Raw genomic sequence first — 15,165 nt, 5'->3', positions numbered from 1 at the left:
GCCCTGGGCCACGTCGAAACCCATGGAACCGAAGATGCCCTCGATGCGCTCGAATGTGAGAGACACGGGGTGCAGGCCGCCCTGCCCGCGCTGGCGCCCTGGCAGGCTTACGTCCAGGGCCTCGGCCTTGAGCTGGACCTGCAGCTCTGCGTCAGCCAGCGCCTGGCGACGTGCGGTCAGCGCTGCCTCAATGGCCTGCTTGGCCACGTTAATGGCTGCACCACGAGACTTTTTTTCCTCGACGGAAAGCTGCGCCATGCCCTTCATGAGCTCGGTCACACGGCCCGACTTTCCCAAAAACTGCGCCTTGGCGTTTTCCAGATCAGCGGGAGTGGCGCTTTGGGCAAACAGTTGCGTCGCGCTTTCAACCAGGGAATCCAACTCGTTCATATCGACTCTTGAAAATGAACAAGGGCTAGTGCCTTTTCAAGCCCTAGCCCTTGCTGTTATTGCGCAAGCAGCTATCAGAACGATAGCCGCTCATCGTGAACTCAAGCAGCCAGCTTGGCCTTGACTTGCTCCACGATGCTGCCAAAGGCAGCCTTGTCGTGCACTGCGAGGTCGGCCAGCATCTTGCGGTCGATCTCGATGGAAGCCTTCTTCAGGCCGTTGGCGAACTGGCTGTAGGTCAGACCCAGTTCACGGGCAGCGGCGTTGATACGGGCGATCCACAGCTGGCGGAACACGCGCTTCTTGGTGCGGCGGTCACGGTAGGCATACTGCCCAGCCTTCATTACCGCCTGTTTGGCGATACGGAAGACGTTACCGCGGCGACCACGGAAGCCCTTGGCAAGGGCGAGAACTTTCTTGTGACGGGCACGGGCCGTTACACCACGTTTGACGCGAGGCATGTATGTACTCCTTGTTCGTCAGTTATTAAAGGCCAGCGCTGGGCAGCATTTGTGCGATCGAGCCCATGTTGGTCTCATGCACATTCACTGCACCACGCAGGTGGCGCTTGTTCTTGGTGGTCTTCTTGGTCAAGATGTGACGCTTGAAGGCTTGACCGCGCTTGACGGTGCCACCGGGACGAACGCGGAAACGTTTTTTCGCGCTGCTCTTGGTCTTCATTTTGGGCATGTGAATGCTCCTTCTTCGTTGTGCTCGTGAGGCGTTTGCAAACCGATCTGCAAACTTGTTGGCCCCGAGCCACTTTTTCGAAAGGCTCTCGCCTTTCGTTTGGCAGTGCTTGCACACCACCTTCAAGCACTACACCCTTTCAGGCGCAGCGCTCAAATCTCGACAATCACCCCACCACCGATCAGGCAGCGGCACCAGGCGCTGGCGCACCTTCTGCGGCAGGCTTGGCAGCAGGCTTCTTGCGGCCTGGTGCAATCATCATGATCATCTGGCGGCCTTCCAGCTTGGGAAACTGCTCGATGATGATGCTGTCAGCCAGTTCGTCACGAATCCGGTTCAGCAAAGCCAGACCGAGTTCCTGGTGCGTGATCTCACGGCCGCGGAAACGCAGCGTGATCTTGCATTTGTCGCCATCCGCCAGAAAACGGCGGATATTGCGCATCTTGATGTTGTAGTCGCCATCGTCTGTTCCGGGACGGAACTTGACTTCCTTGATCTCAATGACCGTCTGCTTGGCTTTGGCTTCCGCCGCACGCTTTTGCTCTTGGTACTTGAACTTGCCGTAGTCCATGAGGCGGCACACTGGCGGATTAGCCGTAGCGGCAATTTCCACCAGATCCACATCCAGCTCGCCCGCCATGCGCAGGGCTTCCATCAGGCTGACAACACCCAAAGGCTCGTTGTCAGGCCCGGACAGGCGGACTTCCGGGGCCATGATTTCACGGTTCAGGCGATGCTTGCGCTCTTCCCGGTGGCGACGATCACGAAATTCAGTAGCGATGGCTATCTTCCTTGAATCAAAACACTACAATTTTTGTAGCAACAACCGCACAATTGGCATGCGCCAAAGCATGTTTTAAAGCAAAAATCAGGCTTTGGTGGCGATGTCTTGGGCGATCAGCTCAGCGAACGCTTCAACAGACATCACGCCGAGGTCACGATTGCCCCGGCCGCGAACTGCGACGGCTCCTGCGGCCTTCTCCTTGTCGCCCGCGACAAGGATGTACGGCAGCTTTTGCAACGAATGCTCACGTATTTTATACGTAATCTTCTCGTTGCGCAGATCGACCGCTACTCTAAGGTCTTGATTCGGCAGTGCTTTTTGCAGCTTTGCTGCAATTTCGCGACAGTAATCGGCCTGCGCATCGGTGATGTTGAGCACCGCAACCTGCACCGGCGCGAGCCACACAGGGAAGGCGCCAGCATAGTGCTCGATCAGCATCCCGATGAAGCGCTCCATGCTGCCCACCGTCGCGCGGTGCAGCATCAGCGGGCGCTTGCGGGTGCCGTCTTCTGCCACGTATTCGGCGTCCAGGCGCTCAGGCAGGTTCGGGTCGATCTGCATCGTGCCGCACTGCCACTGGCGGCCCAGCGCGTCCTTGAGCGTGTACTCGATCTTGGGACCGTAGAAGGCCCCCTCACCTTCCGCGATCTCGAATTCGCAGCCCGAATAGCGCAGGCCATCCATCAGCGCCTTTTCGGCACGGTCCCAGGCTTCTTCAGTGCCGATGCGCGCCTCGGGGCGCGTCGCCACCTTGTAAATGATGTCCGTGAAGCCGAAGTCCTTGTACACCTTCTGCACCAACGCCGTGTAGTTGGCACATTCTTCCTGCACCTGCTCTTCGGTGCAGAAGATGTGGCCGTCGTCCTGCGTGAAACCGCGCACGCGCATGATGCCGTGCAGGCCGCCCGTGGGTTCATTGCGGTGGCAGGCGCCAAACTCACCGTAGCGCAACGGCAGGTCGCGGTAGCTCTTGATGCCCTGCTTGTAGATCAGGATGTGGCCTGGGCAATTCATCGGCTTGAGCGCGTAGTCGCGCTTTTCCGACTCGGTGGTGAACATGTTGTCGCGGTACTTGTCCCAGTGGCCCGTCTTCTCCCACAGGCTCTTGTCCAGAATCTGCGGGCCCTTCACCTCCTGATAGCCGTTGTTGCGGTACACGCGGCGCATGTACTGCTCCACCTCCTGCCACAGCGCCCAGCCCTTGGGATGCCAGAAAACGGTGCCGGGCGAGTGCTCATCCATATGGAACAGGTCCAGCTCGCGGCCCAGCTTGCGGTGGTCGCGCTTTTCGGCCTCTTCCAGCATCGTGAGGTACTGTTGCAATTCATCCTTCGTGGACCAGGCCGTGCCATAGATGCGTTGCAGCATCTCGTTGCGGTGATCACCACGCCAGTAGGCACCCGCCACTTTCATGAGCTTGAAGAACTTGAGCTTGCCCGTGCTGGGCACGTGGGGGCCGCGGCACAGGTCTTCAAAGTTGCCTTCGCGGTACAGGCTCACATCCTCGTTGCTCGGGATGCTGGCGATGATCTCGGCCTTGTAGTGCTCGCCCAGGCCCTTGAAGTAGGCCACGGCTTCGTCGCGCGGCAACACGCGGCGCACCACGGGCTCGTCCTTGGCAGCCAGCTCCATCATGCGCTTTTCGATGGCCACAAGGTCTTCGGGCGTGAAGGGGCGCTTGTACGAGAAGTCATAGAAAAAGCCGTTCTCGATCACGGGCCCGATGGTCACCTGGGCCTCTGGAAACAGCTCCTTGACAGCATAGGCCAGCAAGTGGGCCGTGGAGTGACGGATGACCTCCAGCCCATCGGCATCCTTGGCCGTGACGATGGACAGCGGGCTGTCGGCCATGATCTGGTAGCTGGTGTCCACCACCTTGTCGCCGATCTTGCCAGCCAGGGCTGCCTTGGCCAGACCAGAACCAATAGAGGCCGCCACCTCGGCCACCGTGACAGGGCCCGGGAATTCGCGCTGCGAGCCATCAGGAAGCGTGATGTGAATCATGGGAGTAACTCTTTCTTTTCAATCAGTGCAATGGGTGCGGGCACGCGCCAGGCCCAGAAAACAAAAAAGCGCGGAACAGGTCCGCGCTTTTTGGAGGTGTGTGCAATCTCGTGCAGGCGCGAACAGCCAGCCTTAACGGCCGGTCAACATCTCCGATGTAGTTCGCGGTGTCATAACCAGATTGCCTTTCTCGCTCTTGTGCAGTGAATTTGTTGGCATTTTAACCTTGCCACCAACAAAAAAGCCCGAAGCAGGTGCTTCGGGCCTTCAATCGGTGCATTTTGCGCCACACGCAGGCAGCGCATCTGCCCCTCAGATCAGTGGAACTGCTCTTCTTCGGTCGAACCCGTCAGGGCCTTCACGGAGGACGAGCCGCCCTGGATCACGGTGGTCACGTCGTCGAAGTAGCCTGCGCCCACTTCCTGCTGGTGCGACACGAAGGTGTAGCCCTTTTCGCGCGCTGCGAATTCAGGTTCCTGCACCATTTCGGTGTAGTGCTTCATGCCTTCGCCGCGAGCGTATGCATGGGCGAACTGGAAGGTGTTGAACCAGTTGATGTGGATACCGGCCAGCGTGATGAACTGGTACTTGTAGCCCAGAGCCGACAGGTCTTCCTGGAACGAAGCGATCTGCTTGTCGTTGAGGTTCTTCTTCCAGTTGAACGAGGGCGAGCAGTTGTAGGACAGCAGCTTGCCGGGGCAGGCAGCATGCACGGCTTGCGCGAATTCACGGGCGAAGCCGATATCTGGCACGCCAGTTTCGCACCACACCAGATCGGCGTAGGGGGCGTAGGCCACACCACGGCTGATGGCTTGCTCCAGGCCGTTCTTGACGCGGTAGAAGCCTTCTTGCGTGCGCTCGCCAGTCAGGAAGGGCTTGTCGTTGGCGTCGTGGTCGGACGTGATCAGGTTGGCTGCTTCAGCGTCGGTGCGGGCCAGAACGATGGTGGACACGCCCATCACGTCAGCGGCAAAACGTGCAGCGATCAGCTTTTCGCAGGCTTCTTGCGTAGGCACCAGCACCTTGCCACCCATGTGGCCGCACTTCTTCACAGCAGCCAGTTGGTCTTCAAAGTGAACACCAGCAGCGCCTGCCTGGATCATGTTCTTCATCAGTTCGAAGGCGTTCAGCACACCGCCGAAGCCGGCTTCTGCATCGGCCACGATGGGCAGGAAGTAGTCGATGAATTCCTTGTCGCCGGGGTTGATGCCACGGCCCCACTGGATTTCGTCGGCGCGCTTGAAGGTGTTGTTGATGCGGCGAACCATGGTGGGCACCGAGTCATACGCATACAGCGACTGGTCGGGGTACATGGTTTCGGACGTGTTGCCGTCGGCGGCCACTTGCCAGCCCGACAGGTACACGGCTTCGAGGCCAGCCTTGGCTTGCTGCATGGCTTGACCGGCAGAGATGGCGCCGAAAGCGTTCACGTAGCCCTTCTTGGCACCGCCGTTGATCTTGTCCCACAGCTTTTCGGCACCGCGCTTGGCCAGGGTGTGCTCGATGGGGAGCGAGCCGCGCAGGCGCACCACGTCGGCAGCGCTGTAACCGCGCTTCACACCCTTCCAGCGGGGGTTGGTCGCCCAGTCTTTTTCCAGGGCGGCAATTTGCTGTTCGCGGCTCAGTTGTTCGTTGAGGGATTGGGGCATGAGATCACTCCAGGGGTTGGTTGAAAACGCCGGGCTGCTGTGTGCCGCCCTTGAAGACAACTTTAAGTCTTCTATAAGACCTGCGCAAGCTCTTATGTCTTATAGAAGAGATAAATTTTCTCCTTCCAAAACAACAACTTAACCACGAGATTTCTCAATACGGAAATTGATTTCTCATATCGAGAAAAAATGCGGCAATGCAACATCTATTGCGTTTTGCATTGAGAAAAATTACTTTCACATTACGGGAAATTTATTGACTTCCAAGATCCACCGCCTGGAGCCAGTCGCCAGAGGCAATCACCGGGGCCGCCGCCACGTACGGTGGATTGATTTCGTACACCAGGCACGCCAGCGGCCGCCCCTCGACCAGCGCCACCACCTCCCGCCGGATGTATTCATCGCCCGGTTGGCCCGCCACGCCCTCAATGGCATCCAGGATGGCCTCCAGCGCTGGCTCGATGGCATAGACCTCACCCACCACCCACCGCTCACCTCCCAGCAACATGCCCGGGTAGGCCCCCAGGTGGTACAGCACCCCGGCCACTTGTGAAGGCCCTACATAGCGGGGCGAGGGCTTGAGCCGCGTGATGTCGTTGCTGCCGCCACTGCGCAGCGTGCCGTAGACAAAAACGCAGCGGGGCTGCCGGGCGGGCGTGGATTCGTCGGGCATGATGCGCACTCTTTTTTGAGGACTTACGCCAACAAGGATGCAAAGCAGGCTTCGCCCAGTGGCGAGCGCTGTGCTTGAACCCATTTGCGTAAGCCGTTTTTTTGAACAGCGCCCAGTCTAGTGAACACGCCCAACCGCCCCTTCGCCTATCTGTGCCTGGCACTTAGCATGTCGCTGGTGGGCAGCTACGTGGCGCTGTCCAAGCCGCTGGCGGCCGTGCTGCCGGTGTTTTTGCTGGCCTGGATGCGATTTGGCATCGGCGGTGTGGCCATGCTGCACTGGCTCAAGAAACCGGCGGATGAGCCCCCGCTGACACCGCAAACCCGACGGCTGCTGTTCCTGGAGTCGTTCCTGGGCAACTTCCTGTTCACCATCTGCATGATTTATGGCGTGAGCCTGACCGATGCGGTGTCGGCCGGCGTGACCATGGCCGCCATCCCGGCGGCCGTGGCGCTGATGGGCTGGGCGTTCCTGCGCGAGCGGGTGGCGCCACGCACCTGGCTGGCGGTGGTCTGCGCCGTGGCAGGCATTGCGCTGTTCTCACTATCGAAACCAGAGCACTCAGCCCATGCAGGACAGGCGGTAGCAGCCAAAAACCCTCAAAACATGGCCTGGCTGGGGCAGTTGCTGCTGGTGGGGGCCGTGGTCTGCGAGGCGGCCTACACCGTGATCGGCAAAAAACTCACGGGCAGCCTGGGGCCCAAACGCATCACCGCGCTCATCAACCTGTGGGGCTTTGTGCTGACCACACCGTTCGGGCTGTACCTCGCGCTGGGCTTCGACTTCGGCGCCGTCGGCTGGGGCACCTGGGCGCTGCTGCTGTTCTATGCCCTGGCGGCCTGCATGTGGACCGTCTGGCTCTGGATGACGGGGCTCAAGGCGGTGCCTGCGGCACAGGGCGGTGTGTTCTCGGTGCTGCTGCCGGTGAGTGCGGCCCTGGTGGGTGTGCTGGTATTGGGAGAGTCACTCTCGGGCATGCAGTTGTTTGCCTTCGCGATTGCGCTGGCCAGTGTGCTGATGGCCACCCTGCCCTCACGCGCCGCACTGCGCGTGGGCCGGGGCGATCACCCCGATCGATCCTGACCCGCGCAACGACCGTCAAGCCGTCAGCGCCTGCGCGCTGACAACGATGCCGTCGGCATCGGCATACAGCCAGTCGCCGGGCCGCACCCACACGCCCTGGATCGACACCGCCACATCGCGCTGGCCTTCGCCCCGGCGCTCGGTGGGCAGCGGCATCAGCGCCAGCGCCCGGATGCCCACGGCGGCGGCGTTCAGCTCGGCCACGTCGCGCACGCAGCCATCCACCACCACCCCCGCCCAGCCATTCCGCGCCGCTGCGGCCGCCAGGTTGCCCCCCACCAGCGCGCGGCGCAGCGAGCCCCCGCCATCCACCACCAGCACGCGGCCCTCGCCCGGCGACTCCACGGCGGCTTTGACCAGGGAGTTGTCTTCGTGGCATTTGACGGTGGTGACCGGACCCGCAAACACCAGCTTGCCGCCATAGCTCTGAAAAACAGGCGGCAAGACGCGGAACGCGCCACTCACATCGGCCTTGTGCACATCGCAGAAGTCACAGGTGGAGAAGGGAGGGTTGGAAGCTGCGGACATAGGGACAAAATCTTTCAATGAGGGGGTCAGTGAAACGGGCCAGGCCAGGATTGTCCGCGCAACACAAGTCCTTGCAGCCACGGACCTATACAGGCCCGGGCCAGGTCACCCAGCCCCGGGCTTTTGTCAAGGCTGGCGCGGCCTTGCGGCGAATTGCTGCGCGCTGCGCGGCGCCACCGCTACAAATCGAGGCAAAAAAAGCCGTTTCTCCCTTGGAAACGCGTTTTTTTCCCATTAGCATCGCTCTGCCAGTGGGAAAGCGTCGTTTTCGCTGGTGAAAATTTACTTCCAACAAGGAAAACCCAACATGGCAACTGCAAAAAAAGCTCCGGCAACCACAGCCCCAGCAGCCAAGAAGGCCGCTGCCCCCGCCAAGAAGCGCACCCCCAACGCCGCCTTCATGAAGGCGCTCACGCCCAGCCCCGCGCTGGCCGCCGTGGTGGGCTCGGCACCGCTGCCACGCACGGAGATCATCAGCAAGCTGTGGGTCTACATCAAGGCCAACAACCTGCAGGACGCCACCAACAAGCGCAACATCAACGCCGATGCCAAGCTCAAGGAGCTGTTCGGCAAGCCCCAGGTGTCCATGTTTGAACTGGCTGGCCTGATTGGCAAGCACGTCAAGTAAACCGACGCACTGCACCCGCAGCATCCGAAAAAAGCCGGCTCAGCCGGCTTTTTTCATTTCCGCCACCCTGAAAGTGTGGCATGCGAACATCAACACAAATGAGAATGACCCGCATTTGATGTAACATAAAGCAGCACGACGACGCACAGCCATGTTGACCTAGCCACTGCCTCTCGCTGCATTTGGCGCTCCGCGCGCCATCCGCACATCGTCCCCCCTGCACCCCATCGATGGAGGCCATCTTGGCAAAATCACGCGCACAGCGCCGCAGCTCCGCGCTGCGTAAAACCGCATCCCCCACGTCCTTCGCCCCCGTCTCCTCGTCCGACAAGGCCCTGCTGCCCCTGGGCGCCCTGATGCTGGCCGCCTCCATGGGCGCCATGGCACAGACCAACACCAAAGAGACCACCCTGTCCACCGTGACGGTGAAAGAAGCCGCCGAAGTGCAAGGCAAGGACACCCTGCTGCTCAAGAAGACCACGGTCGGCAAGGGCAACCAGGACATCAAGGACATCCCCCAGTCCGTGACGGTGTTCACCGAAAAGCAGATGAACGACCGCAACATGGACGACTTCCGCGAGGTGCTGCGCAACACTGCGGGCGTGACCTTCCAGTCGGGCGAAACGGGTGAAGAAGACGTGCGCCTGCGCGGCTTCTCGCTGGGCCAGGCGGGCGACATCTATGTGGACGGCATGAAGGACGCTCCGCTGATCGAGCGCGACACCTTCAACCTGGACCGCGTCGAAGTGCTCAAGGGCTCGGCATCCATGCTGTTTGGCAAGGGTTCTACGGGCGGCGTGGTCAACCAGGTCAACAAGGCGCCCCTGCTGATCGACCAGCACGAAGCCTCGTACACCTACGGCACCGGCCAATACCACCGCGCCACGGGCGACTTCAACTTCAAGACCGGCGAAAACGCGGCCTTCCGCCTGAACGCCATGGTGCAGGAGTTCGACAACTACGGCGCCAAGCAGGACAAGCGCGGCATTGCGCCCACGTTCGCCTGGGGCATCGGCACGCGCGATGAGTTCTCCATCGGCCTGTACTACCTCGAATCCAAGGGCCGCCCGCTGTACAACCACCCCTGGCGCGTGGTGGACGGCAAGATCAACACGCCGCTGGAAGCCCGCAACTACTATGGCCTGGCCAGCGACCACAACAACACCTCGGCACAGCATGTCACGCTGGGCCATATCCACCGTTTTGACAACAACGGCGAGCTGAACACGCGCCTGCGCTACGGCACCTACGAGCGCGACCTGCTGGCCAGCACCATCGGCTTCCAGAACAGCGCCATCACGCTCGACCAGATCAACGGCAACACCGTGCTGACCCGTGGCTCCAAGGGCCGCCTGGGCGAGAGCGACGTGCTGCAGGTGCAAAGCGACTACAGCAACACCTTCAACTGGGGCGGCAAGAAGCACGCCGTGCTGGCGGGCGTCGATTACTTCGACGACGATGCCAAGCGCAACCAGAACTACCCCAACACCACCACCCGCCCCACCACCACCGTCGGCTCGCCCAACGATGGCGCCTGGGTGGCCGATGGCCGCGCGCCCGTACAGTGGAACACCTTCAAGTCGCGCAACCTCGGCCTGTACTTCCAGGACACGATGGCGCTGAACGACACCCTGAAGCTGGTGGGTGGCCTGCGTTATGACAACTTCAAGGCCTCCTACAAGAACGCCACCGGCGCACTGAGCAACTCGCGCTCCGACAGCCTGGTCAGCCCCCGCGTGGGCCTGCTGTTCCAGCCCAGCGAGCTGGTCTCGTACTACGCGTCGTTCGGCACTTCGTACAACACCTCGGGTGACACCTACCAGTTCGGCAACCCCGGCGCCAACACGGCCCGCACCGCCAACACCGACCCCGAGAAGAGCCGCAATTTCGAGATCGGCAGCAAGTTCGAGCTGTTCGAGCGCCGCGCGCTGCTGGGTGTGGCCGTGTTCCGCAGCGAGAAGTACAACGAGCGCAACACCGACCCCGACACCGCTGCCCAGCAAGAGCTGCTGTCCGGCAAGCGCCACGCCACCGGCATGGAATTCAACCTGGCAGGCCGTCTTACGCCCCAGTGGGAAGTGTTCGCCAACCACACCTGGATTCCTTCGGCCAAGATCGACCGCAGCAACGTGGCACTGGCCGCCAACGGTGGTGGCGCGCAGGTGCAGGGCGACCGCCCCGGCCTCACGCCCAAGCACAGCGGCAGCGTGTGGAGCACCTACGCCGTCACGTCCAAGCTGCGCGTGGGCGCTGGCCTGACCTACCGCAGCAAGCAGAACCCCGAGGGTTCGCGTGCGGTGTACGCCAGCGGCTTTGCCGTGATGGACGCCATGGCCGAGTACGCGTTTGACGACAAGACCACGCTCAAGCTGAACGTGAGCAACCTGTTCGACCGCACCTACGCCGACGGCCTGTACCGTGGCTTCTACACGCCGGGTGCACCCCGCGCCGTGCAGGTGTCCATCAAGACGCGCTTCTGACATTCGATGCGCTGATGCGCTGATGTTCTGACGAAACGACTCCGCCCCTTCACTGGGGCGGCGTCACAATCGGCCTCCATGTTCCTGCACATCCCCCACGTTCTCACCGCCGAAGAAGTCGCCTTCTTCCGGCAACAGCTCTGGGCCCCCGATGCCCCCTGGGTGGACGGCGCCCGCAGCGCAGGCGGCCAGGCCGTGCACCAGAAGAACAACCTGCAGCTGGCACAGGGCAGCGAGCTGTCGGCCCAGCTGCAGGGCCTGGTCAAGGCCGCCCTGGCACGCAACGCACTGTTCTTCTCAGCCGCCCTGCCCCGGCGCATCTACAACCCGCTGTTCAACCGCTACGGCGATGGCGCCAACTTCTACGGCAAGCATGTGGACAGCGCCGTCATGCACTCCGCAGCCGACAACGCCTGGGTGCGCAGCGACCTGTCGTGCACGCTGTTCCTCACCCCGGCGGACGAATACGACGGCGGCGAACTCGTGGCCACCGAAGCCTGGGGCGAAAAACGCATCAAGCTGCCTGCAGGCGACATGGTTTTGTACCCCAGTAGCACCGTGCACCAGGTGTCGCCCGTCACACGCGGGCAGCGCATCAGCAGCTTCTTCTGGGTCGAAAGCATGGTGCGCGGACTGGAGCAGCGGCAGCTGCTGTTCGACATGGACATGTCGCTGCTGCGGCTGCGCCAGAGCGTGGGCGAGACGGAGCCGTCGGTCATTGCGCTCTCGGGCACGTACCACAACCTGCTGCGCATGTGGGCCGACGTGTGAGCCCCCTCCCTTGGCACCCAGACAGCACGGCCCCTTCGCGCCATGGCCCCCTGCCTTGCCAGATTTACTCCTATTTCAATAGCACCTTGCGCATACTGAACGCGCGCAAGGTGCTTTTTTCATTGGTATGACTGACACCCCCGCCCGTCACAGGCTGCCGCCCGAGATCGCCAACCTGGCCGACCACGAACTGCAGGCGCGCCAACAACTGGACGACAACGCCTGGGCCTATTTCAGCGGCGGCGCGGGCGACGAGATCACCCTGCGCGCCAACCGCAGCGCCTGGGATGCTCTGCCCCTGTGGCCCCGCGTGCTGCGGCCGCTGGCGGGCGGGCACACCCGGGTGCAGCTGCTGGGGCGCACGCTGGCCCACCCCATCCTGCTGGCCCCGGTCGCCTTCCAGCGCCTGGCCCACCCCGATGGCGAACTGGCCATGGCCTACGCGGCGGCCGCGCTGGGCGCGGGGGTGGTGCTCAGCACCCAGGCCAGCGTATCGCTCGAAGCCGTTGCCGAGGCCGTGCAGCCCGACCCCGGGCGCGGCCCACTGTGGTTCCAGCTCTACCTGCAGCATGACCGGGGCTTTACCCAGGCGCTGGTGCAACGGGCCGAGGCGGCGGGCTACGAAGCCCTGGTGCTCACGGTGGATGCGCCCACCAGCGGCGTGCGCGACCGCGAGCGGCGCGCAGGCTTCCGGCTGCCGCCCGCCGTGGGCCCAGTCAACCTGGCGGGCCTGCCCCCGCCGCCACAACCCGACCTGTGCCCCGGCCAGAGCGCGCTGTTTGACGGCCTGCTGCACCAGGCGCCCACCTGGGACGACGTGGCCTGGCTGCAGTCCATCACCCGCCTGCCCGTGCTGCTCAAGGGCGTGCTGCACCCGGCCGACGCACGCCAGGCCGTGGCAGCGGGTGCGGCGGGCCTGATCGTCTCCAACCACGGTGGCCGCACGCTGGACACCGCGCCCGCCACCGCCACCGCCCTGCCCCGCGTGGTGCAGGCCGTGGCCGACGCAGTGCCGGTGCTGGTGGACGGCGGCATCCGGCGCGGCACCGATGTGCTCAAGGCCATGGCGCTGGGCGCATCGGCCGTGCTGGTGGGGCGCCCCGCCGTGTGGGGCCTGGCCAATGCCGGGGCCACGGGCGTGGCCCATGTGCTGCGCCTGCTGCGCGACGAACTGGAGGTTGCCATGGCACTCACCGGCTGCGCCACGCTGGCGGACGCCACCCCAGCGCTGCTGGATGCCGCAGAAGACCCAGCCTTGCGCCCCGGCAGGTAACAGCCACCGATGGCCGGAGTTGGCGGCCGGTGAGGGGTGCGTGCGCCGGCCAAAGTCCTTCCCCCTGTCGGCAGGAATGATTTATTGCAAATGCGATAGATTCGTATTTATAATGCAGCCATCCCTTCAACAGCCAGCCACACTGCCTGCTCCCCATGATCGTCTGTGTTTGCCGCCGGGTTTCCGACCGTGAGATTGCCCGCCATGCGCGCGCTGGCATGAGCTTCGATGAAATTCAGTTCGAGCTGGGCGTGGCCACCCAATGCGGTTGCTGCGAAAGCTGCGCCCGCGATGTGGTGGCGCAGTGCAGTGTTTCGAATCCTGTGGCCGCCCTGCACAATGACGTGGCACCGCAGCCGATCCAGCTTGCCAGCTCCATCCTGGAAAGCAAGTCATGGAACGCCTCTCAACACTCGCTGGCAGCCTGATCCTCGTGGCAGGCTCTGCCTGGTGGATCTTCCGCAAGTAATATCGGTCTTTTAGGCACCTGGCGCCTGATACACAGGCGCTGGTTGCTATCATTTTTATGTCTCACCCTGATCGTTTTGCCACTCCCGGGGGTGTCAGCCGCAACACCGTGATCGTGGGCTCCGTGATTGCCCTGCACGTAGCAGGCATCTGGGCCCTGCAGTCGGGCCTGCTGCGCCGTGCGGCCGAGGTCATCGTGCCGGCCGAGCTGCTGAGCGAGTTCATCGCCCCGCCCGCGCCCCCCAAGGTCACACCGCCGCCCCCGGCGCCGCCACCACCACCGCGCCCGGCCCCCAAGGTCGCGCCGCGCCCGGCCCCCATGCCTGTGGCGATTGCCGACCCGACTCCCGCGCCCAATGCGCCCACAGGCATCACCACGCCTCAGCCGCCCGCGCCCCCCATCGAGGCGCCGGTTGCGCCCCCGGCGCCGCCCGCCCCACCGGCACCGCCTGCACCGCCCAAGATCGAGCTGCCCTCCAGCGACGCTGCTTACCTCAACAACCCCAAGCCCAGCTACCCCGCCATCAGCAAGCGCATGGGCGAGCAGGGCAAGGTGGTGCTGCGCGTGCTGATCGGCACCGACGGCACGCCGCAGAAGGTGGAAGTCAACAAGTCCAGCGGCTTTGAACGCCTGGACCGCCAGGCCCAGGAGGCCGTCATGCGCTGGCGCTTTGTGCCCGGCAAACGCAATGGCGTGCCCGAGACCATGTGGAACCTGGTCCCGGTCAACTTCGTTCTCGAATAACCAGTTCACAGTTTCAGATCACCGCTTCAGGGAGTTTTTTCATGGAATCGCAATTCGGCATCGCCAACGTATGGATCCAGGGCGACTTCGTCACCCGCGCCGTCGCCATCATCCTGCTGGCCATGTCGCTGGCCTCGTGGATCGTCATCCTCATCAAGGCGCTGGACATCATCAAGTTCAAGAAGCACACCCGCGCCGCGCAGGACTTCTGGCACAGCGAAGACTTTGCTGCGGGCCTGACCAAGCTGGGCGCTGACCCCACCAACCCCTTCCGCCACCTGGCCCTGGAAGGCCGTGAAGCCACCGCCCACCACCGCAATACCAAGGCCCACCTGCACGACAGCCTGGACGTGAGCGACTGGGTCACACGCTGCCTGCGCAACTGCATCGACGAGTTCACCGCCCGCTTGCAATCCGGCCTGGCCATCCTGGCCTCGGTGGGCTCCACCGCGCCTTTCATCGGCCTGTTCGGCACCGTTTGGGGCATCTACCATGCGCTGGTGGCCATCGGCACGTCCGGCCAGTCCACCATCGACAAGGTGGCCGGCCCCATCGGCGAGGCACTGATCATGACGGCTCTGGGCCTGGCGGTGGCCATCCCTGCCGTGTTGGGTTACAACGCGCTGGTGCGCGGCAACAAGTCCATCCTGGGCGGCCTCAACAGCTTTGCACACGATCTGCACGCCTACTTCGTGACCGGTGCCCGGGTGAATGCCGGTGGCGAACAGGGCAAGGTGCTGCCCATCAAGAAAGGCAACTAAGCCATGGCTTTCGGAACGCAAGACGATGCCGATGACGTGATGAACGAGATCAACATGACGCCCCTGGTGGACGTCATGCTGGTGCTGCTCATCATCTTCATCATCACCGTGCCGGTGATGAAACACTCGGTCAACGTGGACCTGCCCCGGGCCACCAACCAGCCCGAGAACATCAAGCCCGAGACCGTGCGCCTGTCGGTGGCGGCCGATGGCAAGTTCTACTGGAACGAATCGCAGG

The 15,165-nt window shown here is 62.9% G+C and carries 17 protein-coding genes; 9 read left to right on the top strand and 8 right to left on the bottom strand.

What is annotated here, in order from left to right; genetic code table 11:
- The 7 genes from AC07Z7_RS23000 to AC07Z7_RS22970 form a co-directional block, all read right to left on the bottom strand.
- Positions 1 to 390: tRNA ligase subunit PheS family protein (locus AC07Z7_RS23000; RefSeq protein WP_494767779.1), on the bottom strand; the 390-nt coding region annotated here is incomplete at its 3' end.
- Positions 391 to 491: 101 nt separating this feature from the next.
- Entirely contained in the window at positions 492 to 851 is a 360-nt protein-coding gene (rplT, locus tag AC07Z7_RS22995) for a 50S ribosomal protein L20 (protein ID WP_005795139.1), read from the bottom strand.
- A gap of 25 nt (positions 852 to 876) precedes the next feature.
- On the bottom strand, positions 877 to 1,080 hold the full coding sequence (rpmI, locus tag AC07Z7_RS22990; RefSeq protein ID WP_005795135.1) for a 50S ribosomal protein L35: 204 nt from the start codon (positions 1,078 to 1,080) through the stop codon (positions 877 to 879).
- Between the two features lie 181 nt (positions 1,081 to 1,261).
- On the bottom strand, positions 1,262 to 1,867 hold the full coding sequence (infC, locus tag AC07Z7_RS22985) for a translation initiation factor IF-3 (protein WP_094290881.1): 606 nt from the start codon (positions 1,865 to 1,867) through the stop codon (positions 1,262 to 1,264).
- An 81-nt stretch (positions 1,868 to 1,948) separates the two neighbouring features.
- Complete coding sequence (gene thrS / locus AC07Z7_RS22980) at positions 1,949 to 3,868, bottom strand: threonine--tRNA ligase (protein ID WP_494767778.1); 1,920 nt, start codon at positions 3,866 to 3,868, stop codon at positions 1,949 to 1,951.
- Between the two features lie 317 nt (positions 3,869 to 4,185).
- Positions 4,186 to 5,517 carry an isocitrate lyase gene (aceA, locus tag AC07Z7_RS22975; RefSeq protein WP_094290879.1) on the bottom strand — a complete coding sequence of 444 codons (1,332 nt, stop codon included), beginning with the start codon at positions 5,515 to 5,517 and terminating at the stop codon, positions 4,186 to 4,188.
- A gap of 253 nt (positions 5,518 to 5,770) precedes the next feature.
- Positions 5,771 to 6,190 carry a gamma-glutamylcyclotransferase family protein gene (locus AC07Z7_RS22970; RefSeq protein ID WP_252658679.1) on the bottom strand — a complete coding sequence of 140 codons (420 nt, stop codon included), beginning with the start codon at positions 6,188 to 6,190 and terminating at the stop codon, positions 5,771 to 5,773.
- A 120-nt stretch (positions 6,191 to 6,310) separates the two neighbouring features.
- On the opposite strand from AC07Z7_RS22970, the gene AC07Z7_RS22965 reads away from it, so the two are divergent.
- Entirely contained in the window at positions 6,311 to 7,273 is a 963-nt protein-coding gene (locus AC07Z7_RS22965; RefSeq protein WP_494767777.1) for a DMT family transporter, read from the top strand.
- A gap of 15 nt (positions 7,274 to 7,288) precedes the next feature.
- Here the strand turns inward: AC07Z7_RS22965 and rraA are convergent, their stop codons facing one another.
- The gene (gene rraA, locus AC07Z7_RS22960; RefSeq protein WP_094290877.1) at positions 7,289 to 7,801 is read right to left on the bottom strand and encodes a ribonuclease E activity regulator RraA; all 513 of its coding nucleotides are present in this window, start codon (positions 7,799 to 7,801) and stop codon (positions 7,289 to 7,291) included.
- A gap of 307 nt (positions 7,802 to 8,108) precedes the next feature.
- On the opposite strand from rraA, the gene AC07Z7_RS22955 reads away from it, so the two are divergent.
- The 8 genes from AC07Z7_RS22955 to AC07Z7_RS22920 form a co-directional block, all read left to right on the top strand.
- A complete protein-coding gene (locus AC07Z7_RS22955) occupies positions 8,109 to 8,429 on the top strand; it encodes an SWIB/MDM2 domain-containing protein (protein ID WP_015014555.1) in 321 nt (106 codons plus the stop codon).
- Positions 8,430 to 8,785: 356 nt separating this feature from the next.
- A complete protein-coding gene (locus tag AC07Z7_RS22950; RefSeq protein ID WP_494767780.1) occupies positions 8,786 to 10,909 on the top strand; it encodes a TonB-dependent receptor in 2,124 nt (707 codons plus the stop codon).
- 78 nt (positions 10,910 to 10,987) lie between these two features.
- Entirely contained in the window at positions 10,988 to 11,680 is a 693-nt protein-coding gene (locus AC07Z7_RS22945; protein WP_094290875.1) for a Fe2+-dependent dioxygenase, read from the top strand.
- A gap of 127 nt (positions 11,681 to 11,807) precedes the next feature.
- The gene (locus tag AC07Z7_RS22940; protein ID WP_494767776.1) at positions 11,808 to 12,953 is read left to right on the top strand and encodes an alpha-hydroxy acid oxidase; all 1,146 of its coding nucleotides are present in this window, start codon (positions 11,808 to 11,810) and stop codon (positions 12,951 to 12,953) included.
- 155 nt (positions 12,954 to 13,108) lie between these two features.
- Positions 13,109 to 13,381 carry a (2Fe-2S)-binding protein gene (locus tag AC07Z7_RS22935; RefSeq protein WP_494767775.1) on the top strand — a complete coding sequence of 91 codons (273 nt, stop codon included), beginning with the start codon at positions 13,109 to 13,111 and terminating at the stop codon, positions 13,379 to 13,381.
- Between the two features lie 98 nt (positions 13,382 to 13,479).
- Entirely contained in the window at positions 13,480 to 14,166 is a 687-nt protein-coding gene (locus tag AC07Z7_RS22930; protein WP_252658675.1) for an energy transducer TonB, read from the top strand.
- Positions 14,167 to 14,207: 41 nt separating this feature from the next.
- The gene (locus AC07Z7_RS22925; protein ID WP_252658674.1) at positions 14,208 to 14,927 is read left to right on the top strand and encodes a MotA/TolQ/ExbB proton channel family protein; all 720 of its coding nucleotides are present in this window, start codon (positions 14,208 to 14,210) and stop codon (positions 14,925 to 14,927) included.
- A gap of 3 nt (positions 14,928 to 14,930) precedes the next feature.
- On the top strand, positions 14,931 to 15,165 hold a 235-nt coding region (locus AC07Z7_RS22920), incomplete at its 3' end, for an ExbD/TolR family protein (RefSeq protein ID WP_494767774.1).

The organism is Acidovorax sp. GW101-11A03 (assembly GCF_059424825.1).
This window is presented reverse-complemented; position numbering and strand designations above follow the sequence as displayed.

Bases quoted from the DNA above. Each gene is read 5' to 3' on its own strand.
- rplT (WP_005795139.1), bottom strand. From the start codon at position 851: ATGCCTCGCGTCAAACGTGGTGTAACGGCCCGTGCCCGTCACAAGAAA.
- rpmI (WP_005795135.1), bottom strand. From the start codon at position 1,080: ATGCCCAAAATGAAGACCAAGAGCAGCGCGAAAAAACGTTTCCGCGTT.
- thrS (WP_494767778.1), bottom strand. From the start codon at position 3,868: ATGATTCACATCACGCTTCCTGATGGCTCGCAGCGCGAATTCCCGGGC.
- aceA (WP_094290879.1), bottom strand. From the start codon at position 5,517: ATGCCCCAATCCCTCAACGAACAACTGAGCCGCGAACAGCAAATTGCC.
- AC07Z7_RS22970 (WP_252658679.1), bottom strand. From the start codon at position 6,190: ATGCCCGACGAATCCACGCCCGCCCGGCAGCCCCGCTGCGTTTTTGTC.
- rraA (WP_094290877.1), bottom strand. From the start codon at position 7,801: ATGTCCGCAGCTTCCAACCCTCCCTTCTCCACCTGTGACTTCTGCGAT.
- AC07Z7_RS22955 (WP_015014555.1), top strand. From the start codon at position 8,109: ATGGCAACTGCAAAAAAAGCTCCGGCAACCACAGCCCCAGCAGCCAAG.
- AC07Z7_RS22950 (WP_494767780.1), top strand. From the start codon at position 8,786: ATGCTGGCCGCCTCCATGGGCGCCATGGCACAGACCAACACCAAAGAG.
- AC07Z7_RS22945 (WP_094290875.1), top strand. From the start codon at position 10,988: ATGTTCCTGCACATCCCCCACGTTCTCACCGCCGAAGAAGTCGCCTTC.
- AC07Z7_RS22940 (WP_494767776.1), top strand. From the start codon at position 11,808: ATGACTGACACCCCCGCCCGTCACAGGCTGCCGCCCGAGATCGCCAAC.
- AC07Z7_RS22935 (WP_494767775.1), top strand. From the start codon at position 13,109: ATGATCGTCTGTGTTTGCCGCCGGGTTTCCGACCGTGAGATTGCCCGC.
- AC07Z7_RS22930 (WP_252658675.1), top strand. From the start codon at position 13,480: ATGTCTCACCCTGATCGTTTTGCCACTCCCGGGGGTGTCAGCCGCAAC.
- AC07Z7_RS22925 (WP_252658674.1), top strand. From the start codon at position 14,208: ATGGAATCGCAATTCGGCATCGCCAACGTATGGATCCAGGGCGACTTC.